Here is a 25658-nt window from a genome sequence, read left to right as displayed (position 1 = left end):
TTCCCCCCGGCGGCGCCGCTCGACATGATCCATCGGCGCCGCTCACGGCTGCCGGCGGCGGAAGAACGGGGGGAGTGCGTCAGGCGGTGGCCAACTCCCGATACCGTAGAGCCATCATGTCTTCCCGCCGAACCGCATCGCTGATCACATTGGGCTGCGCGCGCAACGAAGTCGACTCCGAGGAGCTCGCCGCGCGCATGGAAGCCGCCGGGTGGCAGCTCGACGACGACAACCCCGACGTCGTCGTCGTCAACACCTGTGGCTTCATCGACTCGGCGAAGAAGGACTCCATCGACACGCTGCTCGCCGCGTCGGACTCCGGCGCCAAGGTGGTCGCCGCAGGCTGCATGGCCGAGCGCTACGGCAAGGAGCTGGCGGAGGCGCTTCCCGAGGCCTCCGCCGTCATCTCCTTCGACGACTACACCGACATCGGCGCGCGTCTCGACGACGTCCTCGACGGCCGGCCGCTCAGGCCTCACAGCCCCCGCGACCGCCGCACGCTGCTGCCCATCAGTCCCGTCGAGCGCTCCGCCGGCCACGCCCACGTCCCGGGCCACGGCGAGCTGCCCGAGGGAGTCGCGCCCGCCAGCGGCCCGCGCACCCTGCGCAAGCGGCTGTCCGGCGGGCCCGTCGCCTCGCTCAAGCTCGCCTCCGGTTGCGACCGTCGCTGCACCTTCTGCGCCATCCCCGCGTTCCGCGGCGCCTACGTCTCACGCCGTCCCGACGAGTTGCTGTCCGAGGCCGCCTGGCTCGCCGGGCAGGGGGTCAAGGAGCTCGTGCTCGTCAGCGAGAACTCCACCTCCTACGGCAAGGACCTCGGCGACCTGCGCGCCCTTGAGAAGCTGCTGCCCGAGCTCGCCGCCACCGACGGCATCGAGCGCGTCCGCGTCAGCTACCTCCAGCCGGCCGAGCTGCGCCCCGGCCTCATCGACGTGATCGCGGGCACCGAGGGCGTCGCGCCCTACTTCGACCTCTCATTCCAGCACGCGAGCGGGCCGGTGCTGCGCCGGATGCGCCGCTTCGGCGACCCGCGCCGCTTCCTCGACCTGCTGGAGACGGTCCGCCACCGCGCCCCCGAGGCCGGCGTGCGCTCCAACTTCATCGTCGGTTTCCCGGGGGAGACCGAGGCCGAGTTCGCCGAGCTGGTCGGGTTCCTCGAAGAGGCCCGCCTCGACGTCATCGGCGTCTTCGGCTACTCCGACGAGGACGGCACCGAGGCGGCGCGCCTCGGCGCCAAGCTCGACCAGGACACGATCGACGAGCGGGTGGCGGCGCTGACCGAGCTCGCCGAGGAGCTGACCTCCCAGCGCGCCGAGGAGCGCATCGGCACCGAGATCGAGGTGCTCGTCGAGGAGGACCTGGGCGACGGCGGCTACGAGGGCCGCGCCGCCCACCAGGGCCCCGAGGTCGACGGCTCGGTGACCGTCCAGGGCATCGGCCTGCTGCCCGGCCAGATCGTGCGGGCCACGGTCGTCGACGCCGAGGGGGTCGACCTGATCGCCCGTATCAAGGCCGGGCCATGACCAACCCGCCGGAGATCGGCACCGAGCCGATAGTGGGGTCCGTGGCTCGGCAGGTCAGCCCGTGGAACATCGCCAACGTGCTGACCGTCCTCCGGCTTCTGGTCGTCCCGTTCTTCGTCGCCTGCCTGTTCGTCGAGGGCGCCGGCTGGCGCACCGCCGCCCTCGTCGTCTTCCTGCTCGCCTCCCTGACCGACCAGCTCGACGGCTGGCTCGCCCGGCGGTACGGCCTGATCACCGACTTCGGCAAGATCGCCGATCCCATCGCCGACAAGGCGCTGATCGGCGCGGCCCTGGTCACGCTGTCGGTCCTCGGCGAGCTGCCCTGGTGGATCACCGTCGTGATCATCGGCAGGGAGATCGGCGTCACCGGCCTGCGCTTCGCGGTGATCCGCCATGGCATCATCCCCGCCAGCTACGGCGGCAAGGTCAAGACCGTTCTGCAGATCGTGGCGATCGCGCTCTACATCTTGCCCGGCGTGCCCGGCCCGATCAGGTGGGTGGCCATGGGGCTCGCCCTGGCCGTCACCGTGGTCACCGGGCTCGACTACGTCGTCCGCGCCCTGCGGCTGCGCAAGGTGGCCCAGAAGGCACGCGGCGGATGACCTCGGCCGTCGCCGCTGACGTGCTGTCCCTCCTGGTAGGCCGTAAGGCCACGGTCGCGGTGGCCGAGTCGCTCACGGGCGGGCTCATCGGCGCCACGCTCACCGCGCCGAGCGGAGCCTCCGCCGCCTTCCGGGGCGGGGTGATCGCCTACGCCACCGAGCTGAAGGCCGCGATCCTCGGCGTCCCGAAAGATCTACTCGATCGGGAGGGCGCGGTCCATCCGGACGTCGCGGCGGCGATGGCGGCCGGCGTGCGGGCGCTCACCGGCTCCACGTACGGGCTGGCCGTGACCGGCGTGGCCGGGCCCGGCGAGCAGGACGGCAAGGCGGTCGGCACGGTCCACATCGCCGTGAGCGGTCCTGAGGGCGCCATCTGGCGGCGAGACGGGGTGTTCCCGGGATCTCGCGAAGACATCCGTGAAAGTACGGTGAGGGAGGGTTTGGATCTCCTGAGAGGTGTGCTGGAGGCGCAAATGGGGGAACATTCCGGATGATTACCGCGTTACGTCACCAGCGAACATGCTCCCCACGGTCTGCCGCCCTCTTGGTCGATGCGGGTACGGTGGAGCTGTGAGTGAGGTTCGTGACCCATCGGTGAGGAGCAGGTCCGGCGTACGCCCGGCAAAGGGGCCGAGCGAACCAATGATGACGGCGAGGAGCATGTACGAAGGGCATTCGAAAAACGGGCGATACGAACCGACCGCGCGGAGCGTCGTGAAGACGCCTGCGCCCGGGAGGGAGCGACAGATGGTCCTGCTGCGTCAGCTGCTCGGTGACGTGCTGCGGCGGCTGCGGGTGCGGCAGGCACGCACCCTGCGTGAGGTTTCCACCCTGGCACGTGTCTCCCTTGGCTACCTGTCCGAGGTGGAGCGTGGCCAGAAGGAGGCGTCCTCGGAGCTGCTCGCCTCGATTTGCGGCGCCCTCGGTGTGCCGCTCTCACAGGTGCTCCGTGAGGTTTCCGACCAGTTCGCGCTGGCCGAGCTTCAACACGCACCCGTCCTGGCCGATGCGCCTGAACACGAGCGTCTGCCTGTTTCCGAGACCGTGCCCAGCACGATCTCGGGCTCCGAGTTCGACGGTTTCCCCGAAGTCAAGGACATGGTCGCCGCGTAGTTCGAGCGGTCGCCGGCTTTCCGTCCTGACGAGCGGACTGTCACGGGTGGTTGACTCGTGATGGTCTGTGTTTCGCACGCTGTCCGGTGACCGGGCCCGCTAGCGGGGTTGGCAGGCGGGGCAGTAGAAGACCACTCTTTCGTATGGCCGCGCCCCGAGCTCACCGCCGATCATCTTGTTCCCGCAGCGAAGACAGGGCCGCCCGGCCCGGCCGTACGCCCAAAGGCGCCTTCCGGGGCGCCGGTCTCCCGTGGTCAGCGGACCACCCGCGTTGTCCTTGTTCGCGTCCAGCAGCCTGTGGGCGAGCCCCATCATCTTTTCGAGGTTCTCCACCTCCTCGACGCGCCTGAACGGCGAAACCCCCGACAGGAACAGCGTCTCCGCCCGCCAGATCGTGCCCATCCCCGCCACGTTGCGCTGATCGAGCAGGGCGTCCCCGATCGTCTGGTCCGGGCGGCGCGCGATGTTCCGCGCCGCCCGCCCCGCGTGCCCGGCGTCCCAGGCGGGGTCGAGCAGGTCGGGCCCCAGATGGCCGACGACCTCGTCCTCCCGGTCGGTGCGCAGCAGGTCGACCATGCCGAGCTTGATCCCGACCGCCTGCCACCGCTCGTTGGCGAGGACCAGCCGCACGACGTCGCCCCTGCGGATGTGCGCGCCGACGGGGTTGATCCGCCAGCTTCCGTCCATGCGAAGGTGCGTGTGGACGGTCAGCCCGCCGTCGACCCTCGTGAGCAGGTGCTTTCCCCGCGAAACGGTGGTGAGGACCGCGCGGCCCGTGAGGTCGGCCGTGGCGTGCCGGGGCACCCTGAAGTCGGACCGGGTGAGCACCCGTCCGTCGAGGGCGGCTCGCAGCCTGGCGGCCGTGCGGTAGACGGCATCGCCCTCGGGCATGGCGCGGTCAGTCCCAGGCGGCCGGATCGGCCGCGAGCTCCATCACGCGGTCGGGCAGGGTGTCGGCGGCGATCTGGTCGAGGGTGACCTCCTCCAGGATCGCGCGCTCGCTGGCGCGCAGGGCGATCCACACCTGTTGCAGGGAACGGGCCGCTCCCCGGTAGCCCACGTGCTCGGGCCGCTCGCCGCGGACGTTGGCCAGCGGCCCGTCCACGGCGCGGATCACGTCGGCGAGGGAGATCTCCGCCGCGGGCCTGGCGAGGACGTACCCGCCCTCGGGACCCCGCTGGCCGCGGACCAGACCCGCCCGGCGCATCTGGAGCAAGATATTCTCCAGGTACTTGGGGGGCATTTCCTGTTCCTTGGCCAGCTCGCCCACCGTTGTGGGGCCGCTGCCGGAGGCGGCCAGCTCGGCGGCGGCGCGAAGGGCGTAGTCGACACGGGCGGAAAGACGCATGTTGTCGATTATCCCGCCTGCTAAACCCTGGTTACGCGCAACCGGACCACAACAGGCAGGTGATCTGAGAAACTCACGCGCGGCACCCGGGCCTCGACCGCCGTCAGACCCCGGCTCACCAGCACGTGATCTATGCGTTTGACCGGAGCTTCGGCGGGGGACGTATCGGGATTTCCCAGTGCCGTCAGGGGGTCCGAGAGCCCGGCGGCCTCCAGCACGCGCATCTCGGGGTCGGCGGGTGTGGTGTTGAGGTCCCCCGTCAGCAGCACCGGCCGTGGCGCCGCCCTGCCCGGCGTTTCCGTCGTGGGCGTACCGGCCCGGGGTGCCCGCGCGCCCGGCAACGTCGTTCCGGCGCTTTCGGCGCTCATCCCCGCGGCCAGATCCCTGGCGATGGCCGCGACCTCGGGCGCCTGGCCGGGCGGGGCCTGCAGGTGGGTGTTGACGATCCCGACCTCCTGCCCGCCGACCTCGATGACGACCGCCTGGGCCTGCGCGCCGGTGGGGTAGTCATGCTTTCCCAGCGGGTGTGAGGCGATCTGCCTGATCGGCAGGTTGGTGATGATCGCGTCGCCCCACAGGCTGTCGGCGGCGGGAGCGAAGTGGTACCGCATGCCGAGCCCCCTGGCGATGCGCGCCAGGTCGTCGTGGCCGCCGTTGAGGAGCCAGCCCCGGTCGACCTCGCTCAGCAGCACCACGTCGGGCCGTTCGCTCTTCGCCCAGGCGGCGACCCGGTCGAGGTCGAGGGTGCCCTTGAGCCCGAACCCCATCCGGATGTTGTACGCGACGAGCGTGAACTCGTTCCCGGCCCTGGCCTGTACGGCCGGCAGCGGCTGCCAGGTGAGGGCGGCGACGACCAGCGCCGTGGACAGGGCCGTCACCGCGATCCTGGCCGTCCGGGGGCGTCCGGGAACCTCGGACCTCCTTCCCCTGGCCGCCAGGAGCGCCACCGCGGTGACCAGGCCCGTCAGCAGCGCGGGCACCACGCTGTTGGGGAAGCCGAGGTCGGTGTCGTAGGCGGCGTAGTAGAGGAAGACCGAGATCAGGAAGACCAGCGTTCCGCCGAGCAGTGCGAGCCCGCTCCGCCGGGGCGACCGGGCCGAGGGCAGTCCGGCCATCCCGACGCATGCGCCGAGGGCGGGCGCCATGAGCAGAGCCAGGGGCAGCGCGGAGAAGATGATCAGCATGGCCGAGGTCACCGGCAGCAGAATGAGCATGAGCCCGCGCTGCCGCGGGGGCCGGGCGGCGTAGAAGGCCATCAGGAACTGGGCGCAGACCAGCGCGGCGACGATGGCGGCGGTCTCCCAGGGGTTGCGCCCGCTTCCTCCGGGATGGTCCGCCAGCCCGATCGTCGTGAGGAACATCCCGTGCAGCACGATGAAGGGGCCGAAGACGAACCACACCCCCGCAGGGGCGACGTCCTCAGCGGTCGGCGCGAGCCGTGCGGACCAGACGAGGGCGGCGCACAGGACGGCGACGGCCGGCCAGGGGAGCGGCCCGTCGCGCCACACCAGATCCATCTGGCCGAGGGCCAGGTGGAGGACCACGGAGGCCGCGAGACCGGCCGCCAGCCCGCCGGGTACGGCCGCGCGTGGCGTCGTGAGCGCGCGGCCGTACAGGAAGATCAGGCCGGACGAGACGCCCGCGCTCGCGACATAGAGCTGGGCCGTGCCGCCGTCCGTGGCCTGGAGCACCAGGCGGGCGGCGACCAGGAGGAGGGCGCCACCGAGCGCGACGCGCCTCGGGTCCACCAGGCGGCACAGGGGAGCGGCGGCGAACGGCAGGACGAACCACAGGGCCGCGTACAGCCCCATCTGCTCGGGCGGGGTGTCCCCGGCGTGGCCGAAGAGCGTGATGAGCGACGGCAGGAAGACCCTCAGCACGTCGGTGAACAGCAGGACGCCCAGGGCCAGGGCGATCACACCGGTGAACGGCTCCAGCCGTGAGAGTGGGGCCGCGCGCTCGGCACGGACGGTGGATTCGACGGCGGACTCGACGGTGGGCTCACCCATATGGCATCTCCTCGGCAAAGACATGAGTGATCCTCGTGTCTTTGCCGGGCGAAGGCAAGGTCCGGCAAAGAAGAAGGCGGCATGGCGGGCGACGATACCCGGCAGGCGATGCCGGTAAACTAGCAGGAAGCTTTACTGATGAATGGTTGAGTCACACCGCGCCGCGCTTTGTGATAAACCCAACGGGGACCGACGACAAGAAAGCATGCGATGGAGCGACGTCCTGGCGTGCCCAGGTTGCTACGGGAGATCAACGACCGGGCCGCGCTGGAGCTGCTGCTGGCCTCGGGCCCGCTGACCAGGGGACAGATCGGTGACATGACCGGTCTTTCCAAGGTCACCGCGTCCCAGACGCTGTCCAGGCTGGAGGAGCGCGGCCTGGTCGAGGTGGTCGGAGAACAGGCGGGGAACCGGGGGCCCAATGCGGCCCTTTACGGGGTGATTCCGTCGTCCGCCTATGTGGCGGGGCTCGATGTCGGACCGGAATCGGTGACGACCGCCATCGCGGATATTAACGGCGAAATCGTGGCAGAGGTGACGGTTTCCACCAATGGGCACGGCGACCCCGTCGCGCTGGTGCACAACGCGGTGGTGAAGGCCTGCCGTTCGGGCAAGGTCGCCCTGTCCCGCCTGAAGGGCATCGTGATCGGCACGCCCGGCGTGGTCGACCCCCGCAGCGGTGACGTGAAGTTCTCCTTCGACCTCCCCGGGTGGCACGAGGGCAGCCACGAGGCTCTGGCCCATGACCTGCGACGACCCGTCACCATAGAGAACGACGTGAACCTCGCGGCCATCGCCGAGCGGTCCGAGGGCGCGGCCAGGGGAGTCGACGACTTCGTCCTGCTCTGGGTGGAGCGCGGCGTCGGCCTCGCCGTCGTCCTGGGCGGCAGGCTGCACCGCGGGCGCTCCGGCAGCGCGGGTGAGATCGGCTACCTGCCGGTGCCGGGGGTGCCGCTCGCCGCGGACGTCAAGGCCGTGCCGGGGCGGATGCCGGCGCTGGCGGGCGGCCTGCAGTCCCTGATCAGCGCCGAGGCGGTGGCCGAGCTGGCCGAGCCGTACGGCTTCGCGGGCGGGTCCGCCGCCGACGCCGTGCGCGCGGCCGTCGAGAGCGGCGACGGCGGGTCGGCGTTCCTCGACGAGCTGGCCCACCGGCTCGCCCTCGGCGTCGCGTCGGTGTGCGTCGTCCTCGACCCGACCCTCGTGGTGCTCAACGGCGAGGTCGGCAGGGCGGGCGGTGGCGCTCTGACCCACCGGGTGGAGGAGGCCGTGGCGGCCATCTGCCCGATCAGGCCGGAGGTCGTCGTCAGCGACGTCAAGGGCCGCCCGGTGCTGCGCGGCGCCATCCTGGCCGCCCTCGACCAGGCCCGCGAGGAGATCTTCGCCTCCTGACGGGCCCGGCCTTTCCGGCGTCCTCAGGCGGTGAGGAGCTCCGCCGCCGCCTGGGCGTTGGCGCGGGCGGCGCCGTACGTCGCGATGTAGGCGCCCGCGGAGGGGCGCCAGATGGGCAGGCCCATCTCGACCACCGTCGCGTCCGGGCGCCCGGCCAGCAGCGCCGACACGATGTCCTGGCTCGCGCGGTGGCGGTGGGCGTCCTTCACGACGATCACCAGCGAGCGGCCGATGGCGCGCTCCAGAAGCCCGGCCGCGTCGGCCGCGTCGGGCTTGACCCGGGCGATCTCGGCGTCGGGCAGCCACGGGGCGAACCCCCAGGGCACGTCACCGACCGCGATCGTGGGCGGGGTGTCCACCTCGACGACCAGCGGGTTGACCAGCGGGGTCGCCGTTCCGGACAGGCTGACGGCCCGGCGCGCGGCGGTGAGGCCGATCACGTTGCCGTCCCTGACCTCCTCGCGGGGCCTGCCGAACCAGCCGCGCAGCCGTGCCACGCGCTCGGCGGCCTCCTCCAGGCGGGCCCGCGGGAGCCGCCCGTCGCGCACCGCCGCCACGATGTCGGCCTTGATCTTCTGGATCTGCTCCCGCGTGGGCAAGGGCCCGAGGCAGAGCAGGTCCGACCCGGCGGCCAGCGAGAGCACCGCGCCCCCTCCGAGCCCGACGCTCTCGGTGATCGCGTGCATGTCGAGGGCGTCGGAGATCACCACACCGTCGTAACCGAGCTCACCCCTGAGCAGCTCGGTCAGCGCGGCGGCCGACAGCGTGGCGGGAGCCGTACCGGTCAGGAACGGGACCCGCACGTGCGCGGTCATGATCGACTTGGTGCCCGCCTCGATGGCCGCGCGGAACGGGATGAGCTCGCGGTCCCACAGCACCTCGCGGGTGACGTCCACCACGGGGATCTCCAGGTGGGAGTCCTGCCGGGTGGCGCCGTGCCCAGGGAAGTGCTTGACGCAGGCCGCCACCCCGGCGTCCTGCAGCCCCGAGACGGCCGCCACGGTGTGCCGGGCGACCAGGGCCGCGTCGGAGCCGAACGAGCGGGTGCCGATGACAGGGTTGTCGTCGGCGGTGTTGACGTCCGCGTCGGGCGCCATGTCGAGGTTGACGCGGCAGCGGGCCAGATCGTCGCCGATGGACCGGTAGACGCGGCGGGTGAGTTCGACGTCGTCCACGGCCCCGAGGGCCGCGTTGCCCGGGTACGGGCTGCCGACGTGGTAGGCGAGCCGCGTGACGTCCCCGCCTTCCTCGTCCAGGCTGATGACCGGGTCGCCGGCGCCGCGCAGTCGCGCGGTGAGAGCAGCGAGCTGCTCGGCCCCCGCGACGTTGAAGCCGAACAGCGTGACCCCGCCGAGACCGTCCTCCAGGTCGTGGAGGATCCAGTCGGGGGCGGTGGTGCCGGGGAATGCCACGAGCAGCGTACCGGCCGCGAGACGATGCAGCCCCCGATCGCCATCGCCCACGGAGAACTCAGACATGGCTGTACTCGACTCCTTAGCTCAGAGTTGGGAAGGCTGGGGTTTTCAGCCTTTCACGGCGCCGGCGACCAGGCCCGAGACCATGCGCCGCTGCACCAGCAGGAAGAACGCGATGACCGGGATGGTCATCAGCGTCGAGGCGGCCATGATGCCGCCCCAGTCCGTCGACCGCTGTCCGGTGAAGAACTGCAACGCCACGGGCATCGTGTAGGAGCCCTGGTCGTTGATCAGTGTCAGCGCGAAGACGAACTCGTTCCACGCGGTGATGAACGAGAAGATGCTCGTCGCCACCAGTCCTGGCGCCACCAGGGGGAACAGTACCTTCCAGAAGGTGACGAACCGGCTGGCGCCGTCGATGGAGGCGGCCTCCTCCAGCTCCTTGGGCACGGCGGCCACGAAGGTCCGCAGCATCCAGATCGCGAAGGGCAGCGTGAAGCCCACGTTGACGATGATCAGGCCGAGGAGCTGGTCGTACAGCCCGAGCCGCTTCACCATGAGGAAGAGCGGGATCAGCAACGCCTCGGCGGGCACCATCTGCACGATCAGGAGCAGGATCAGGAAGCTCGTACGGAAGCGGAACCTGAAGCGCGCCACCGCGGTGGCGGCGAGCAGCGCGAAGACCGAGCCGATGAGCACGGTGCCGACTGCGACGATCGCGCTGTTCATCAGGTACTGCCAGATGGAGTGCCCGGCGACGCCCTTGGTGAGGACCCGCGACACGTGGTCGAAGGTCGGCGACAGCGGGAAGGGGATGAACCGCGTGGTGAAGATCTCGTCGTTGGGCTTGAACGCGGTCGCGACCATCCAGTAGACGGGGAACACGGCGAACAGGAACACGACGACGCCGGCCGCGTTCAGCCCGTACTGCTTGAGCTGCTTGACGGATCGCGGGTTCATCGCACGTCCTCCGTTCTCACGATTTGCCGGACATATACGGCGGTGATGAGGAGCATGATCACCGTGAGGATGACGGCGATCGCGGCGCCGAAGCCCATCTTGGGCGGCGCGCTGAACGCCTCGGTGTACGCCCAGAGCGACAGGTTGAACGAATCCCGGTTGGTGGTGCCGCCGGCCAGCACGTACAGCTGGGTGAAGACCTTGAAGTCCCAGATGACGGAGAGCACCAGCAGGACGGAGAACACCGGCTTCAGAAGAGGGAAGGTGATCTTCCTGAACGTTCTGGTCGGGGTCGAGCCGTCGACCCTGGCCGCCTCGTACAGCTCCGACGGGATGCTCTTGAGGCCCGCCAGCACCGACACCGCGATGAAGGGGAACGACGCCCAGACGACCGCGACGATCAGCACCAGGTAGATGGTGGTGGGGTCGTTGAGCCAGGGCTGGCCCGACCAGTCGGACCGTCCGAAGACCAGGCTGGACAGCCAGTCGGGCAGCAGGTTGAGCGCCCAGTTGACCACGCCGGCGTCGGCGTCGAACAGCCACTTCCAGATGATCGCCGTGGCGGTGGGCGGGGTGGCCCAGGCGGCCATGATGCCGATGATGACGAAGGTCGACATCTTCTTGCCGAGCTTGTGGAGCAGGAGCCCGACCAGCGTGCCCCCGACGAGCGTCAGGGTGACGGTGATCACGGCGAACATCACGGTGTTGCGCAGCGAGGACCAGAACAGGTCCGACTGGAAGACCTGTGTGTAGTTGTCCACCCCGAGGAACTCGGCAGGCTGCGGGTTCGGCCTGATCTGCCGCAGTCCAACCTTGTGGAAGGACATGTCGACCATCTGGTACAGCGGATAGAGCAGCAGGACCGCGATGACCAGGAGGCCCGGCAGGAGCAGCGCGTAGGGGACGACCCAGGCGGGAAGGCCGCTGGACCGGCGCGGAGGCCGGTGGGACCGGCGCCGCGCCGGGGCGGAGGAGTTGCCTCCGCCCCGGGCGACAGTTGACGTCTGCGCCATCGTTACTGCTGGTTCAGGATGGTCTCGAGTTCCTTGTTCGCGTCGGCGAGGGCCGTGTCCGTGTCCTTCTTGCCCTCGATGACGGAGCGGGCCGCGTTCTGCAGGACGGCCTTGGTGTCGTTGGCCTCGGCCCAGTTCGGGCTGGCGGGGAAGCCCTTGGCGACCTTGAACGTCTCGGCGAACGGCGCCTGCACCGGGTCACTGGCGAACTCCGCCAGAGCGTCCGGGTAGAGCGGGAGCAGGCCGCCCTCCTTGGCGTACCGCGTGCCGAACTCCTTGCCCGCGGCCAGCTTCAGGTACTCGGCGGCGAGCTCGGGGCTCTTGGCGTCCTTCCAGATGGCGATGTCGTTGCCACCTTGGAAGGCCGGGGCCGGGCCGCTGCCCTCCTTGTTCGGGAGCGAGAAGAAGGCCATCTGGTCCTCGCCGACCTTGCCCTTGCTCTGCTCCTTGATGGTGGCGATGTCCCAGCCGCCGGTGACGTACATGCCGACCTTGCCGGCGGCGAAGCGCTGGCTGATGTCCACCGAGTTCTGGCTGAGGCGGGACTTGCCCGAGACGCCGTCCTTGGCCACCAGGTCGGTGTAGAACTGGAAGCCCTCCTTGAAGGCCGGGTCGGTCAGCTTGCCGACCCACTTGCCTCCCTCGAAGGCGGCGAAGTCGCCACCCGCCGACCACACGAACGGCGAGAGGGACATGTTGGCGTCGGAGCCGCCGTTGAAGGCGAAGCCGTCGACGTCCTTGCCCTTCTTCTCGACGATCTTCTTGCCCGCGGCCACGAGCTCGTCCCAGGTCTTGGGCACCTCGATGCCGAGGCTCTTGAACCAGTCCTTGCGGTAGAGGACGGCGCGGGTGCCGCCGCCCCACGGCGCCGCGTAGATCTTGCTGTCGATGGTCTCGTAGCCCCACAGGTTCTGCGGGATCTGCTGGAAGTCGGGGCTGGACTTGACCAGGTCGCTGATGTCGGTCAGGGCGTCCTGGGACACCCACGCGGCCACCTGGTCGTTACCGAACTCGGTGACATCCGGGCCCTCGCCGCCCGCGAGCGCGGCGGTCCACTTCTTCTGGGCGTCCGGCCACGGGATCCACTGGACGTTGACCTCGGCGCCGGTCTGCTCCTTGAACTTGGCGTCAAGGTCGGCCATGTACTTGTTCTGCACGTCATTGGGGGCACCGAGCCGCCATACGTTCAGCGTCTGACCCGCGTATTTGGGGCCCGAGGCTGCTGCTGACGCCTGGGGGTCCGCCGTCTTGGCGGGCTCGCCGCTTCCACACGCGGTCACACCAATGGCAAGAGCGGCGGTCGTGGCCGTCGCGGCAGCGATCTTTCCGAACTTCACGTTTGGGTTCTCCCTTCCCGGCTTCGCGTCGGGCTCGCGCTCATCGAAGAGTGCACTTAGGGCCGTGCACCTGCGAAGACGCCATCCTCGTGCTCTGCGCTGCGACATCCCGAGGCCTGATCGCTTGCCTGCGGGCTGACTGCCGCTAAACTAACAAGAAACTTTATTAAAAGAAACGCCTGTTAGCGGATCGTGACGAGAGGGGCCCGACCCCATGCCCAGACGACATCCCGGGACACCCCGGCTGCTGCGTCAGCTCAACGACCGTGCGGCGCTGGAGCTCCTGCTCTCCGAAGGGCCGCTCACCAGGGCCGAGCTGGGAGAACACACGGGACTTTCCAAGGTGACCTCCGGCCAGCTGCTCGCCCGCCTGGAGGAGCGCGGGCTCGTGGCCGTCTCGGGGGAGCGCCCGGGAGGCCGTGGCCCCAACGCCGCCCTCTACGCGGTCGTCCCCGGAAGCGCGTACGTCGCCGGCCTTGAGGTGCTGCCCGACAGTGTCACCGCCGGCGTCGCCGACATCACCGGGGAGATGATCGCCGAGGTCACCGTGGACCCCTGCGAGACCGGCGAGCCCGTGAAGACCGTGCACAGCGCGGTGCGGCGGGCCTGCGACTCGGCCGGCGTGAGCCTGTCCCGGCTGCGCGCGTTGGTCATCGGGACCCGCGGCGTGGTCGATCCGCGGACCGGGGACGTCCGTTTCTCCTTCGACCTGCCGTCCTGGCACGCGGGGGTGCTCGCCGACCTCCGCGCCGCGCTCGGCTCCTCCGTCATGATCGAGAACGATGTGAACCTGGCCGCGCTGGCCGAGCACTCGTACGGGGCCGCGCGCGGGATCGATGACTTCGTCCTGGTGTGGGCGGGGGTCGGGCAGGGGCTCGGCGTCATGCTCGGCTCCCGCCTGCACCGGGGGTTCACCGGGGGAGCGGGGGAGATCGGCTGGCTTCCGGTGCCGGGCGAGCCCCTGCCCATAGACGTCACCGAGCCGCAGTCCGGGTCCTTCCAGCGTCTGGTCGGCACCGCGGCGGTCACCGGCCTCGCCGCCGCCCACGGCATCCCGGGCTTCTCGTCCGACGCGTTGCTCCCCCTTGGTACGGGGGGCTCTGATGGCCCGGCGGGATCCGCGGGCTCGGCCGGTTCCTCGATGAAGGGCGCTTTCAACGGGCAGGCTCCTTTCACCTCCCCGGGCCCGTCAGGTCCGCCTGCCACGGCGGCCGAGATCGTCCGTACGGCCGTCGAGGCGGGACGGGACGGGTTCCTGGACGAACTCGCCCGGCGCCTGGCCATCGGGGTCGCCGCGGTGACGGTCGTGCTCGACCCAGGGCTGATCGTGCTGAGCGGGGACGTGGGCCGTGCCGGTGGCCTCGCGCTCGCGCGGAGGGTGGAGGAGGCGGTGGCCCAGATCTGCCCGAGCCGTCCCAGAGTCACCGTGACCGGGGTCGAGGGCAATCCGGTACTGCGAGGCGCGGTGATGGCCGCCCTGGGCCCGGCGCGTGAGGAGGTCTTCGCGAGCACGGTGGACGGCTGAGGAGATCTTTCGCGGGGGTCCCGATGACGTCATTTATGCGAGACTTGCTGGTCATGCACGATATCGTCCTGATCTCTGACCCCCGCGTGACCTCCATCCCCGTGGAGGAGAGCGGAGAGGCGCTGGCCGACGTGCGCGGCGTCCTGGCCGTCGACGGCAGGCTGGCGGATCCCGACGGCGCCTACGCCCACCTTCGGGAGGGGCTGCTCGCCCGGCTGAAGGACGCGGAGCGGCGGCTTCCGCAGGGCTACCGGATCCTGGTGGTCGAGGGGTACCGGCCTCCGGCGCTTCAGCGGAAGTACTTCGAGGAGTACAAGGACGAGCTCAGGGCGACATTTCCGGAAATGTCGCCCGAGGAACTGCACACGGCGGCCAGCCGCTACGTCTCCCCGATCGAGGTCGCTCCCCACACGGCGGGCGCGGCGGTCGACCTGACCCTCGCCGGCGAGGACGGCGTCGAGCTCGACATGGGCACCGCGGTCAACGCCAACCCGGAGGAGAGCGACGGCGCCTGCTACACCGCCGCGCTCAACATCACCGCCGGCGCGCGCGAGCACCGGAAGATCCTCGGCGGCGCCCTGGAGGCGGCGGGGCTGGTCAACTATCCGACCGAATGGTGGCACTGGTCCTACGGCGACCGCTACTGGGCCATGACCACCGGCGCCGAAGCCGCCATCTACGGCCCCCGCTCCCTGACCTGACCCACCGACGCGGTGGTGGCCGATCGTCCTGACCGCGTGCCAGTGGCGCCCGGTCCTGTCGTCGGACTTGCGGAAGCCGATAATGATCATCTCGGTGGCGTCCGTCTTGCCGGGGACGCGATCGGTGCTGTCCGGGAAGTTGTTGTCCTGCACGATGGCGATCCGGTTTCCCGGCAGGGGGAGCAGTGCCTCCACGGACTGCAGGGGGAACTTGAAGGGGGTTGCCGAGGCCGTAACCCCCGGTGGGGTCGTGCGAACCGATGAGGGCGGGATCGCGCAGGTTCGGCAGGTCGGCGACCTCGGTCTTGACAAGGAAACCGTCGGAGTCGAGGTGACGCCGGTCGATGAGGTAGATGCGCTTGAGGGTGGCGGCCGGCCCCTCGTCGTCCTCACGCTCGATCAGGATCGCCCGGTTGGCGTCAAGCGACTGCATGTCGGCGATGCGGTAATCCTCGCCATCCGCCCTGTACTGCCAGGAACGACCGGTGTACGGGTTCTTGCGGGTGTCGAACTCGTGGATGTAGCGCCGGAACGGGTTGGCGTCGTCCGCAAGCCGGCCTTCCACAGCGGGGTAGAGGTAGTGCCCGTCGGGGGAGGAGGCGACGGCCTCGAATCCACGACTCCTCCGCTTCGTCGGCGTCTCGCCTCTCGCCAGGAATGCGGTCATGCGCGAATACCGCCGTACCGCGCTACCCGCATCGAGGGCAGGCCCGAGCTGAGGCCACGGCGCGGTGAGTATGAGACTAGTCATATATATGTCTCATCCTATATGGTGTTGATGTGTCTCTCCGCCACACGATCCTCGGCTTCTTGTCGCTGAAGCCGCTGACCGGCTACGACCTCAAGAAGTACTTCGACGCGAGCGTCCGGCACTTCTGGAGCGCCGACCAGGCCCAGATCTACCGGGCGCTCGCACAGTTGTCCGAGGACGGGCTTGTCCAGGTGCGCGTCATCGAGCAGGACGGGCGACCCGACCGCAAGGAGCACCACATCACTGACGCAGGCCGGATCGAGCTCGATGGGTGGCTGCGTGCGCCGGTCGAGCGGCACGCCCCACGGGAACCATTCCTCGCGAGGGTGTTCTTCGCTGGGCGTCTGCCGGCGGCCGAGACCGCGGCGATCGTCGACGCGCGGATCGCCGCAGCCGAGGAGCAGCTCGGCGTCCTGTGCGCGATCGCGGCGCAGTCGACAGCCGTACTCGATGACGTACCGCCCGCCGCTGACCGGCTGCTGGCCGCCGCGACGCTGGAAAACGGGATCCGCCACGTCGCCGCCGAGCTTGATTGGCTGCGCGACCTGCGTAACGACCTCGACGACCTGCCCGCCGCGCCCGCCCGGATGCGGCTGCGCCTTGACTCCGTGATCCAGAACCAGCAGAGATATCGAGGAGAGCAACTGTGAGCATTTCCACCGCCAGGATCGCTGCGGTCGCCGCCACCGGACTGGCCGGGGTCGCCGCGTTCCAGATCGCCCTTGCATTGGGCGCTCCGCTGGGCCGGGCCGCATGGGGCGGGACGTACACGCAACTGCCAGTTGAATTGCGCATCGGCAGCGCCATCTCGGCGGCCTTCCTCGTCCTCGCCGCTCTTGTCGTGCTCGGCCGAGGCGGCTTCCGGGCCGGTAACGGACCTTCCGGCCTCTACCGCTGGGGCACCTGGGCGCTCGTCTCCCTGCTCGGTCTCAGCGCCCTCGCCAACTTCGCCTCCGCCAGCCGGTGGGAGAACTTCCTGATGGGCCCGATCGCACTCGCCCTCTCAATTTTGACCCTGCTCGTGGCGCTCGGCCCGGCCCGGGTTTCGACGTAGCACGGCATGAAACATCGTGCTTGTCGCATTCGATCGCGTAACGGGATCTGGCCATCCGGCTCACCGGCAGCCTTGAAGGCGTCATCCTGGACCCCGTGTACGAGGGCAAGTCGATGGCCGGGCTGATCGACCCGATCCGCGACGGCGACATTCCCAGGGACTCCAACGTCCTCTACGCCCACCTCGGTGGACAGCCCGCGCTCAACGCCTTCAGCGGCCTGTTTCGCTAAGTAGTATTTCGGCGTCAACAGACTTGACCTCAATGTTGTTCGGCGAGTCCCCTCGATTCGCATGGTCCGCGATGTCGGCCATGGCTCAGGCGCGCAGGCGTAGGCCGCGGGGGGTGGGGTGGAAGCCCGCGGCCTCCAGGGCGGAGGCTAGCGGGGAGTTGACGATCGCCGTGCCGTCGGCCTTCTCGACCGTCAGCTTCCCGAGGGCTCCGTCGCGCACGGCCAGCGCCAGCGCGTCGACCGCCGGCCGCAGCCGGTCGTCGTCGGTGAAGGACAGCAGCGTCTTGCCTCCGCGCTCGACATAGATCACCAGACGGCCGTCGACCAGCACCACCAGCGCGCCCGCCTTGCGCCCCGGCTTGTGCGCGATCTCCCCCGGATGGGCGGGCCACGGCAGGGCCGCGCCGTACGGGTTGGCGGGGTCGGTCGCCGCGAGGACCACCGCGCGCCGCTCACCCGTGGGACCGCCCTGCGGGCGGGAACCGCCGACCTCGGAGAACAGCGTCGACGCGATGGCCCGCATGCGGTCGACGGCGCCGGGGAGCGCGAACTGGGCGCCTCCCAGTCCCTCGACGAAGTAACCGCGACGGCACCGCCCGGTCTCCTCGAACGCCCGCAACACCGGGTAGACGGTGGCGAAGCCGCCCGTGAGCCGCTCGGCCGCCACCGCGCCCTTGGTCACGACGCCGTGCCGCTCCAGCAGCACCTCCGCCTGGGCGTGGGCGCGCTGGGTGGCGTCGCCGGACGGCTCGGGAAGCGGCCACCAGCGGCCGCTGACCGTCGGAGGCCCCGCCCGGGTCGGCAGTACGGCCCTGCGCCTGCGGGCCGTCGTCGCGCGATGCGCGGGCCGACCGGAGCCGAGCGCCGACCGCAGGGGCGCCAGCGTGTCACCGGACACCCGCCCCGCCCATACGAGATCCCACAGCGCGCCGGCGAGCGCGGTGTCGTCCAGCGAACCGACCCGGGCGCCGAGGTCGCGGAAGAACAGCGCCCCGCCGCCGCTCAGCGCCGCGAGGACCTTCTCGTGCAGCGGGGTCATCGTGATCTCGGCCGGCGGAGGCAGCAGCAGCGGAGCGGTGTCGGCGAAGAACAGCGCCACCCAGCCGTCACCGCCGGGCAGCGAACCCTGACCGGCCCAGACGACCTCACCCGCGGCGGTCAGCTCGTCGAGCAGGGCGGGCTCGTACCCGGGGACCCTGCCGGGCAGCACCAGCGTCTCCAGCGCGGACGCCGGGACGGCCGCCCCCTGCAACTGCTCGATGGCGTGCACCAGGGCGTCCATCCCCCGGGCCGAGCGGCCCTCGGTCACGCCGTGCCACGCCGGGGCGAACGCACCCAGGGCCTCCGGCGGCACCGGCTCGACCTCCTTGCGGAGCCGGGCCAGCGACCTGCGCCGGAGCAGCCGGAGCACGCCCGCGTCGCACCACTCCTCGCCCCAGCCGCCGGGCCTGAACTCGCCGGGCACGACCCTGCCCGAGGAGGCCAGCCGCCGGAGCCCGTCGACCACGACCGCGACGCCGAGGCCGAACCGGGCCGAGGCCGTCGTGGCGGGGAACGGGCCGCGCGTGCGGGCGTGCCGGGCGAGGAGATCGCCGAGCGGATCGGCCACCGGCTCCAGGAAGGCGTGCGGCACCCCCATCGGCAGGGGGACGCCGAGGGCGTCGCGCAGCCTCGCGGCGTCCTCGATCGCCGCCCACTGCTCGACCCCGGCGACCCGGACCCGGATGGCACGCCGCGCGCCTTCGAGATCGGCCAGCCACGTGGGGTCACCCTCGCGCACGGTGACGTCCTGCGCCTGCAACGGGCCGTGGGTCCGCAGCAGGTCGGCGAGGTCCTCGGCGTCGCGCAGGGGACGGTCGAGCCTCGCCAGCTCCCGCTCGGTGTCGGCCACCACGTCGGGGTCGAGCAGCTCACGCAGATCGGCCTCGCCGAGCAGCTCGGCCAGCAGATGGGTGTCCAGGGCGAGCGCCTGGGCACGCCGCTCGGCCAGCGGCGCGTCCCCCTCGTACATGAACGCGCCGACGTAGGCGAAGAGCAGGGACGCCGCGAAGGGCGACGCCTGGTCGGTCTCGACCTCCACCACCCGCACGCGCCGGGCCGCGATGTCGCGCATGAGCCGGACCAGCCCAGGAACGTCGAACACATCCTGCAGGCACTCGCGCATGGTCTCCAGCACGATCGGGAACGAACCGTACTTGCTCGCGACCTTCAGAAGGCCGGCCGCCCGCTGCCGCTGCTGCCACAGGGGGGAGCGCCTGCCAGGGTTGCGCCGGGGCAGCAGGAGCGCGCGGCCGGCGCACTCACGGAACCGCGACGCGAACAGCGCCGACCCGCCCAGCTCCTCGGTGACGATCTGCTCGATCTCGTCGGCGTCGAAGACGGCCACGTCGGTGGGCGCGCCTTCGAGCGTGTCGGGGATGCGCAGCACGATGCCGTCGTCGGAGTGCATGGTCTGCACGTCGACGTCGTACCGCTCGCGCAGCCGCCGCCCGATGGCGAGTGCCCACGGCGCGTGGACCCGGGCCCCGTACGGCGTGTGGATCACGACGCGCCAGTCGCCGAGCTCGTCGTGGAAGCGCTCGACGAGCAGGGTGCGGTCGTCGGGAACGTAACCGGTGGCCTCACGCTGCTCGGCGAGGTAGGCGAGGAGGTTTGCGATGGCGAACGCGTCGAGCCCCGCCTCGGCGAGGCGCTCGGTCTCGCCCCCGGACAGCTCGCGCAGGAACGCCCCGAGCGCCCGGCCCAGCTCGGCGGGACGGCCCGGCGTGTCGCCGTGCCAGAACGGCAGCTTGCCCGGCTGACCGGGGGCGGGGGAGACCAGCACCCGGTCGGCCGTGATGTCCTCGATGCGCCAGGAGGTGGCGCCGAGCACGAACACGTCGCCCACGCGGGACTCGTACACCATCTCCTCGTCGAGCTCGCCGACCCTCCTGCCGCGCCCGGTGTCGCCTCCGGCCAGGAAGACGCCGAACATGCCGCGGTCGGGGATGGTGCCGGCGTTGGTCACCGCGAGGCGCTGGGCTCCGGGACGGCCGGTGACGCGGCCGGTCACGCGGTCCCACACGATGCGCGGGCGCAGCTCGGCGAACTCCTCGCTGGGATAGCGCCCGGCGAGCATGTCGAGCGTGGCCTCAAGCGCGCCGCGGGGCAGCGTGGCATAGGGGGCGGCCCGCCTGACCAGGGCCTCCAGCTCGTCGACGGTCCACTCGTCGAGCGCGCACATCGCCACGACCTGCTGGGCCAGCACGTCGAGGGGATTGCGCGGGTAGCGCAGCTCCTCGATCTCACCGGACTTCATGCGCTCGGACACGACGGCCGTCTGGACCAGGTCGCCGCGGTACTTGGGGAAGATCACACCCCGGGAGACCGCGCCGACCTGGTGACCGGCCCGGCCGATGCGCTGCAACCCGCTGGCGACGCTGGGCGGCGCCTCCACGCAGGCCACCAGATCGACCGAGCCCATGTCGATGCCCAGCTCCAGGCTGGAGGTCGCGACCACGGCGGGAAGACGGCCGGACTTCAGCGCCTCCTCGATCTGCGCCCGCTCCTCCTTGGAGACCGACCCGTGGTGGGCGCGCACGATCTCGGGCACCGCGCCCTTCGCGGCGCCGGCCTGCGCCATGACCATCGCGGGCGGAGGGGGCGCGGGCGGGGCGCACTCGCCGGGCGAGAGCCCGTCACCGGTGAGGGGGCCGCTGGCCGGCGGGGCCATGCGCTCGAAGGCGAGCTCGTTGAGCCGCGCGCACAGGCGCTCGGCGAGGCGCCGCGAGTTGGCGAAAACGATCGTCGAGCGGTGGGACCCGATCAGGTCGAGGAGATGCTCCTCCACATGGGGCCAGATGGACCGCCGCGCCGGTGACTCCGTCGACCATGCGCCGTCGCCGCGACCGTATTCACGCTCCTCGCCGTGCCCGTCTTCGTGCTCCTCGTAGTGGCCGTCACCGTCACCGTGGCCGTGGCTGTCGCCGTGACCGTCTTCGTGCTCGTCGCCGTCGCCGGACGGGGCGGTCCGCGGGGGCGGCCCGCCGAGCTCGGTCATGTCCTCGACGGGGACGATCACCCTCACCTCGATGACCTTCTCGGACGGCGGCTGGACGACCGTCGTCGGACGGGCGCCGCCCAGGAACGTCGCCACCTCGCTCACGGGGCGGACCGTGGCCGACAGGCCGACGCGCTGCGCCGGGCGGGCAAGCAGGGCGTCGAGCCGCTCCAGGGTCAGCGCGAGGTGGACGCCTCGCTTGGTGGAGGCCACCGCGTGCACCTCGTCGACGATGACCGTCTCGACCGCGCGCAGCGCGTCGCGTGCCCTGCTCGTGAGCAGCAGGTAGAGCGACTCGGGAGTGGTGATCAGGATGTCCGCCGGATCGGCGGCGAAGCGGCGGCGGTCCTCCGCGGAGGTGTCGCCCGACCGGATGGCCACGGAGATCTCGGGGACGGGCAGGCCCACACGCCGGGCGGTCTGCCTGAGGCCGGCGAGCGGGGCCCTCAGGTTGCGCTCGACGTCGACCGCCAGCGCCTTGAGGGGCGAGACGTAGACGACACGGCACTGCCGCGCCGGACGCTCCTGTCGCGGCTCCGAGGTCGTCATCCGCTCGGCGGCGAGGCGGTCGAGGGACCACAGGAAGGCGGCGAGGGTCTTGCCCGACCCGGTCGGCGCGACCACCAGAGTGTTGTCACCGCGCGCGATCGACCGCCACGCCCCCTCCTGCGCGGAGGTCGGCGCGGCGAAGGCGGCGGTGAACCATTGCCTGGTCACCGAGGTGAAATGGTCGAGCGCGGATCCGGTCACGGCTTCATCATGCAACTCGCCACCGACAGAACGCGCCACCGCCCATGCCCGACCTCCTAGAAGGGACAAAAGTCTCGTCAGTGCATTACTCAGGCGAAAAGCCCAAGCCTTGACACGGGGGCCGCCTGGAACGTCATCTGAACTATGGACATCGACTACGCGGCCATCGAGGCGAGCCGGGAACGGATCCGCGACCGGCACCTCCGCGAGCGGCGCCCCGAGAGCAGCGCGCGCGGCCTCCACCACTTCGCACTGATCTGCTCGGACGTCGAGCGGACGATCGACTTCTACCAGGGGATCCTGGAGTTCCCGCTGACGGAGATCTTCGAAAACCGCGACTACAAGGGATCCAGCCACTTCTTCTTCGACATCGGCAACGGCAACCTGCTGGCGTTCTTCGACCTCCCGGGGCTGGACCTCGGGCCGTACCAGGAGGTACTGGGCGGGTTGCACCACATCGCGATCTCCGTCGAGCGCGGGAAGTGGGAGATGCTCCGGGGCAAGCTGGACGACGCGGGAGTGCCCTACCAGCTGGAGAGCGACGCCTCGATCTACTTCCGCGACCCCGACGGCGCTCGCCTGGAACTCCTCGCCGACCCTCTCGGAGAGATGTACGGCGCCCGCGTCCTGTGACCGCGTACCGCCGCACCACGGGCGAGGTCGAAGGAGAGCGAACGGGCCCGGTCCGTCCACATGGTCCCCGGCACCATATGAACGGGCCCGGTCCGTCCACGTGGTCCCCGGCACCATACTGGGGGGATGCGCCTGACCGAATTCTGGAACCGGATGAACCGCCACTTCGGTGAGCGGTACGCCGAGTCCTGGGCGCGTGACTACGTGATCGCGGAGCTGGGGAGCCGCACCGTGACACAGGCCCTCGCCGACGGCGTGTCCGCCAAAGAGGTCTGGCGCGCCGTGTGCGGCGTAACCGACGTGGACTCCCGCCTACGCTGACGCCTTCGCTCCACGCCCCTCGGCCCCCTCTCGGACTCAAGCCCGGCCTCACGGCACCGGCCCTCCGGGTGTACGGACCGGTCTCCGGGCTCATGCCGTCGGCCCTCCGGGCGTACGGACCGGTCTCCGGGCTCATGCCATCGGCCCTCCGGGCGTATGGACCGGTCTCCGGGCTCGCCCGTCATCGTCGCTGGTCCGCCGACTCGAAAGCGTTCGGATTTCCGATGGTGTCGAGCTGTGATCGAACAGTCGTTCGGCTATATTGAACTTGCCGACGCCCCTGGGCCCACTCCGGGAAAATGTCGGTGGCAGCCCGTAGCTTGCAAGCGACGGAAACGACTTCGACACACCCTCCAGGGGAGCACTCCATGGCAGCCAACGACCGCGAGAAGGCCCTTGAGACTGCTCTCGCTCAGATCGAGCGGCAGTTCGGCAAGGGCTCTGTCATGCGCCTCGGCGATGACACGCGAGCCCCCATCGAGATCATTCCTACTGGGGCCATCGCGCTCGACGTCGCGCTCGGCATCGGCGGGTTCCCCCGTGGGCGCATCGTCGAGGTCTATGGTCCCGAGTCCAGCGGTAAGACCACCGTGGCGCTCCACGCCGTCGCCAACGCCCAGCGGGCGGGCGGCATCGCCGCGTTCATCGACGCCGAGCACGCCCTGGACCCCGAGTACGCCGGGAAGCTCGGTGTCGACACCGACGCCCTGCTGGTCTCCCAGCCTGACACCGGCGAGCAGGCGCTTGAGATCGCCGACATGCTGATCCGTTCCGGCGCGATCGACCTCGTGGTCATCGACTCGGTCGCGGCCCTCGTGCCCAAGGCCGAGATCGAGGGCGAGATGGGCGACAGCCACGTGGGTCTCCAGGCCCGCCTGATGTCCCAGGCACTCCGCAAGGTGGCCGGCGCCCTCAGCAACACCGGCACGACCGCGATCTTCATCAACCAGCTCCGCGAGAAGATCGGCGTCATGTTCGGATGCTTCTCCTACAACACGCGCGTAAGCCTGGCTGATGGAACAAAAGAGAAAATCGGCAAGATCGTCAACCAGCGCATGGATGTCGAGGTGCTCTCGTACGACGCCGAGACCGATCGTGTGGTCCCGCGCAAGATCGTCAACTGGTTCGACAACGGGAACGCCGAGCGGTTCTTGCAGTTCACCGTCGCCAAGTCTGGAGGCAACGGTCGTGCGCAGTTCGCCGCCACGGAGAATCATCTCGTTCGCACGCCGGGGGGCTGGCGTGAGGCGGGCGAGCTCATCGCCGGTGACAGGGTCATGCTCGCGGAGACGCATCGCCTGAGCGGTCAGCAGCGGCAGACGATTCTCGGCTCGTTGCTGGGAGACGGAAGCCTCTCTCCCAACACTCACGGGCGGACCGGCGTCCGATTCCGCATGGGTCACGGAGCCGAGCAGGAGGCCTACCTCGACTGGAAGTGCGCCCTTCTCGGAAACATCACATGCAGCAGGACGACCAACTCCAAGGGAGCGGTCTTCGCGGACTTCACTCCTTTGCCCGAGCTCGACGAGCTGCGCCAGGTGGTCTACTTCGGGGACGGGAAGAAGCACATCACCGAGGAGTACCTCAAGGCGTTGACCCCGCTTTCCCTCGCGGTCTGGTACATGGACGACGGCTGTTTCACGCTGCGTTCAAAGGGAGTCCAGGAGCGCACCGCAGGTGGCACGGGCCGCATCGAGATCTGCGTCGAGGCGATGAGCGCGGGTTCACGGGAGCGGTTGCGTGACTACCTCGCCGACACTCACGGTCTTGAGGTGAAGCTTCAGTCCCGGGGGGCGCGAGGAGTCGCGGTCCTCCAGTTCACCACCGAATCGACCACGAAGTTCCAGAAGCTCGTCGCGCCCTACGTCCACCCCTCTATGGCCTACAAGCTCCTTTCGAGATTCCAGGGCCAGTTCGCGGTGCGGCCGGAGTTCTCGGACGCGGAAGTTCGCCTGGTGCCATCACAGATTCTCGATGTGCACATCAAGCCCAAGACACGGTCGATGAGAAAGTTCGACATCGAGATCGAGGGCACGCACAACTACTTCGTCGACGACGTCATGGTGCACAACAGCCCCGAGACGACGACTGGTGGCAAGGCGCTCAAGTTCTACGCGTCGGTGCGGCTCGACGTGCGCCGCATCGAGACGCTCAAGGACGGCACCGAGGCCGTCGGCAACCGCACCCGTGTCAAGGTCGTGAAGAACAAGATGGCCCCGCCCTTCCGGGTGGCCGACTTCGACATCCTCTACGGCTTCGGCATCTCCCGCGAGGGCGGCCTGATCGACATGGGGGTCGAGCACGGCTTCGTCCGCAAGGCCGGCGCCTGGTACACCTACGAGGGCGACCAGCTCGGGCAGGGCAAGGAGAACGCCCGTAATTTCCTGAAGAACAACCCCGACATCGCCAACGAGATCGAGAAGAAGATCAAGGAGAAGCTCGGCGTCGGGCCTCGCCTCGACAACCCCGCCGCGGCCGCGCCCGCCGCTACCGCCGCGCCCGCGCCCGCTCCCTCCGGTCGTGGCAGCAAGGCGCCCAAGCCGGGTGACGTCTGATCTGAGCTGATCTCACATGCCTGCGAGCGACGACCCCCCTGGCCGCCTCCGGCCAGGGGACTGGGGCGCGTGGATCGAGGAGGGCCCCGAGGAGGAGCGAAGCGGCGACCAGGGACCCGGCGGGCGCCGAGGTGGTCGTCAACGACCTCGCGACTCTGATCATCCGCTGGGGTCGAGCCAGTCCCGATCGGGCGGTTCGGGTCGGTCCGGTGGTTCGGGTCGGTCGGATGGATCGGTTTGGCCTGGCGGTTCGGTTGAATCGGGTCGGTCCGGTGGTTCGGGTCGGTCGGATGGGTCGGTTTGGCCTGGCGGTTCGGTTGAATCGGGTCGGTCCGGTGGTTCGGGTCGGTCGGATGGGTCGGTTTGGCCTGGCGGTTCGGTTGAATCGGG

At 70.2% G+C, this 25658-nt stretch carries 22 protein-coding genes; 13 read left to right on the top strand and 9 right to left on the bottom strand.

The genetic code is table 11. The features are described from left to right. Positions 1-116: 116 nt before the first annotated feature. The 4 genes from rimO (at position 117) to ACGFIV_RS02835 (ending at position 3238) form a co-directional block, all read left to right on the top strand. Positions 117-1523 (top strand): 30S ribosomal protein S12 methylthiotransferase RimO, encoded by a 1407-nt coding sequence (gene rimO, locus ACGFIV_RS02850; RefSeq protein ID WP_392831382.1) that lies wholly within the window; start codon positions 117-119, stop codon positions 1521-1523. Then, on the top strand, positions 1520-2125 hold the full coding sequence (pgsA, locus tag ACGFIV_RS02845) for a CDP-diacylglycerol--glycerol-3-phosphate 3-phosphatidyltransferase (RefSeq protein WP_358551975.1): 606 nt from the start codon (positions 1520-1522) through the stop codon (positions 2123-2125). The genes rimO and pgsA overlap by 4 nt, the downstream gene beginning before the upstream one ends. Then, positions 2122-2619, top strand: coding sequence for a CinA family protein (locus tag ACGFIV_RS02840; RefSeq protein WP_392831378.1), 498 nt, complete (start codon positions 2122-2124; stop codon positions 2617-2619). The genes pgsA and ACGFIV_RS02840 overlap by 4 nt, the downstream gene beginning before the upstream one ends. Before the next feature lie 253 nt (positions 2620-2872). Continuing rightward, on the top strand, positions 2873-3238 hold the full coding sequence (locus tag ACGFIV_RS02835) for a helix-turn-helix transcriptional regulator (protein WP_358551971.1): 366 nt from the start codon (positions 2873-2875) through the stop codon (positions 3236-3238). A 99-nt stretch (positions 3239-3337) separates the two neighbouring features. Here ACGFIV_RS02835 and ACGFIV_RS02830 read toward each other — a convergent pair whose 3' ends face one another. Genes ACGFIV_RS02830 through ACGFIV_RS02820 form a run of 3 tightly spaced genes read right to left on the bottom strand, consistent with a single transcriptional unit; the run spans position 3338 to position 6595 of the window. Next, the gene (locus ACGFIV_RS02830; RefSeq protein WP_358551969.1) at positions 3338-4129 is read right to left on the bottom strand and encodes a DNA-formamidopyrimidine glycosylase family protein; all 792 of its coding nucleotides are present in this window, start codon (positions 4127-4129) and stop codon (positions 3338-3340) included. A 7-nt stretch (positions 4130-4136) separates the two neighbouring features. Then, complete coding sequence (locus ACGFIV_RS02825; RefSeq protein ID WP_358551967.1) at positions 4137-4586, bottom strand: Rrf2 family transcriptional regulator; 450 nt, start codon at positions 4584-4586, stop codon at positions 4137-4139. A 20-nt stretch (positions 4587-4606) separates the two neighbouring features. Continuing rightward, entirely contained in the window at positions 4607-6595 is a 1989-nt protein-coding gene (locus ACGFIV_RS02820) for an endonuclease/exonuclease/phosphatase family protein (RefSeq protein WP_392831373.1), read from the bottom strand. 210 nt (positions 6596-6805) lie between these two features. Between ACGFIV_RS02820 and ACGFIV_RS02815 the strand changes: the two genes are divergently transcribed. Further along, a complete protein-coding gene (locus ACGFIV_RS02815) occupies positions 6806-7984 on the top strand; it encodes an ROK family transcriptional regulator (protein ID WP_358551963.1) in 1179 nt (392 codons plus the stop codon). Positions 7985-8007: 23 nt separating this feature from the next. Here ACGFIV_RS02815 and ACGFIV_RS02810 read toward each other — a convergent pair whose 3' ends face one another. Genes ACGFIV_RS02810 through ACGFIV_RS02795 form a run of 4 tightly spaced genes read right to left on the bottom strand, consistent with a single transcriptional unit; the run spans position 8008 to position 12709 of the window. Continuing rightward, positions 8008-9462, bottom strand: a complete 1455-nt coding sequence (locus ACGFIV_RS02810; protein WP_392831370.1) for a glycoside hydrolase family 3 protein — start codon at positions 9460-9462, stop codon at positions 8008-8010. Positions 9463-9507: 45 nt separating this feature from the next. After that, positions 9508-10359, bottom strand: coding sequence for a carbohydrate ABC transporter permease (locus ACGFIV_RS02805; RefSeq protein WP_358551959.1), 852 nt, complete (start codon positions 10357-10359; stop codon positions 9508-9510). Then, positions 10356-11372: a sugar ABC transporter permease gene (locus ACGFIV_RS02800; RefSeq protein WP_358551957.1), complete on the bottom strand. Its 1017-nt coding sequence runs from the start codon at positions 11370-11372 to the stop codon at positions 10356-10358. Before ACGFIV_RS02800 ends, ACGFIV_RS02805 begins: the two co-directional genes overlap by 4 nt. 2 nt (positions 11373-11374) lie before the next feature. Beyond that, complete coding sequence (locus ACGFIV_RS02795; RefSeq protein ID WP_358551955.1) at positions 11375-12709, bottom strand: sugar ABC transporter substrate-binding protein; 1335 nt, start codon at positions 12707-12709, stop codon at positions 11375-11377. A gap of 214 nt (positions 12710-12923) precedes the next feature. Between ACGFIV_RS02795 and ACGFIV_RS02790 the strand changes: the two genes are divergently transcribed. Then, the gene (locus ACGFIV_RS02790; protein WP_358551953.1) at positions 12924-14234 is read left to right on the top strand and encodes an ROK family transcriptional regulator; all 1311 of its coding nucleotides are present in this window, start codon (positions 12924-12926) and stop codon (positions 14232-14234) included. A 53-nt stretch (positions 14235-14287) separates the two neighbouring features. Then, positions 14288-14935, top strand: a complete 648-nt coding sequence (locus tag ACGFIV_RS02785) for a M15 family metallopeptidase (protein ID WP_392831364.1) — start codon at positions 14288-14290, stop codon at positions 14933-14935. Here ACGFIV_RS02785 and ACGFIV_RS02780 read toward each other — a convergent pair. Further along, positions 14832-15602, bottom strand: a complete 771-nt coding sequence (locus ACGFIV_RS02780) for an esterase-like activity of phytase family protein (protein WP_392831361.1) — start codon at positions 15600-15602, stop codon at positions 14832-14834. The genes ACGFIV_RS02785 and ACGFIV_RS02780 overlap by 104 nt on opposite strands. Positions 15603-15715: 113 nt before the next feature. Between ACGFIV_RS02780 and ACGFIV_RS02775 the strand changes: the two genes are divergently transcribed. From ACGFIV_RS02775 to ACGFIV_RS02765, 3 genes are all read left to right on the top strand, one after another. After that, positions 15716-16336, top strand: coding sequence for a PadR family transcriptional regulator (locus ACGFIV_RS02775; RefSeq protein ID WP_358551947.1), 621 nt, complete (start codon positions 15716-15718; stop codon positions 16334-16336). Further along, positions 16333-16740 (top strand): hypothetical protein, encoded by a 408-nt coding sequence (locus tag ACGFIV_RS02770; RefSeq protein WP_358551945.1) that lies wholly within the window; start codon positions 16333-16335, stop codon positions 16738-16740. Before ACGFIV_RS02775 ends, ACGFIV_RS02770 begins: the two co-directional genes overlap by 4 nt. A gap of 95 nt (positions 16741-16835) precedes the next feature. Next, the gene (locus ACGFIV_RS02765) at positions 16836-16970 is read left to right on the top strand and encodes a hypothetical protein (protein WP_358551943.1); all 135 of its coding nucleotides are present in this window, start codon (positions 16836-16838) and stop codon (positions 16968-16970) included. Positions 16971-17055: 85 nt separating this feature from the next. Here ACGFIV_RS02765 and ACGFIV_RS02760 read toward each other — a convergent pair whose 3' ends face one another. Next, on the bottom strand, positions 17056-21759 hold the full coding sequence (locus tag ACGFIV_RS02760) for a DEAD/DEAH box helicase (protein ID WP_392831356.1): 4704 nt from the start codon (positions 21757-21759) through the stop codon (positions 17056-17058). Positions 21760-21903: 144 nt separating this feature from the next. Between ACGFIV_RS02760 and ACGFIV_RS02755 the strand changes: the two genes are divergently transcribed. The 3 genes from ACGFIV_RS02755 (at position 21904) to recA (ending at position 25268) form a co-directional block, all read left to right on the top strand. After that, on the top strand, positions 21904-22392 hold the full coding sequence (locus ACGFIV_RS02755) for a VOC family protein (RefSeq protein WP_358551939.1): 489 nt from the start codon (positions 21904-21906) through the stop codon (positions 22390-22392). A 126-nt stretch (positions 22393-22518) separates the two neighbouring features. After that, a complete protein-coding gene (locus tag ACGFIV_RS02750) occupies positions 22519-22713 on the top strand; it encodes a DUF3046 domain-containing protein (protein ID WP_358551937.1) in 195 nt (64 codons plus the stop codon). Between the two features lie 368 nt (positions 22714-23081). After that, a complete protein-coding gene (gene recA / locus ACGFIV_RS02745) occupies positions 23082-25268 on the top strand; it encodes an intein-containing recombinase RecA (RefSeq protein WP_392831352.1) in 2187 nt (728 codons plus the stop codon). Positions 25269-25658 lie beyond the last annotated feature (390 nt).

Origin of the sequence: Sphaerisporangium sp. NPDC049003, assembly GCF_043197795.1 — a bacterium.
GTDB lineage: Bacteria > Actinomycetota > Actinomycetes > Streptosporangiales > Streptosporangiaceae > Sphaerisporangium.
Note: the sequence above shows the minus strand (reverse complement) of the source record. Positions and strands in the feature narration are given on the sequence as shown.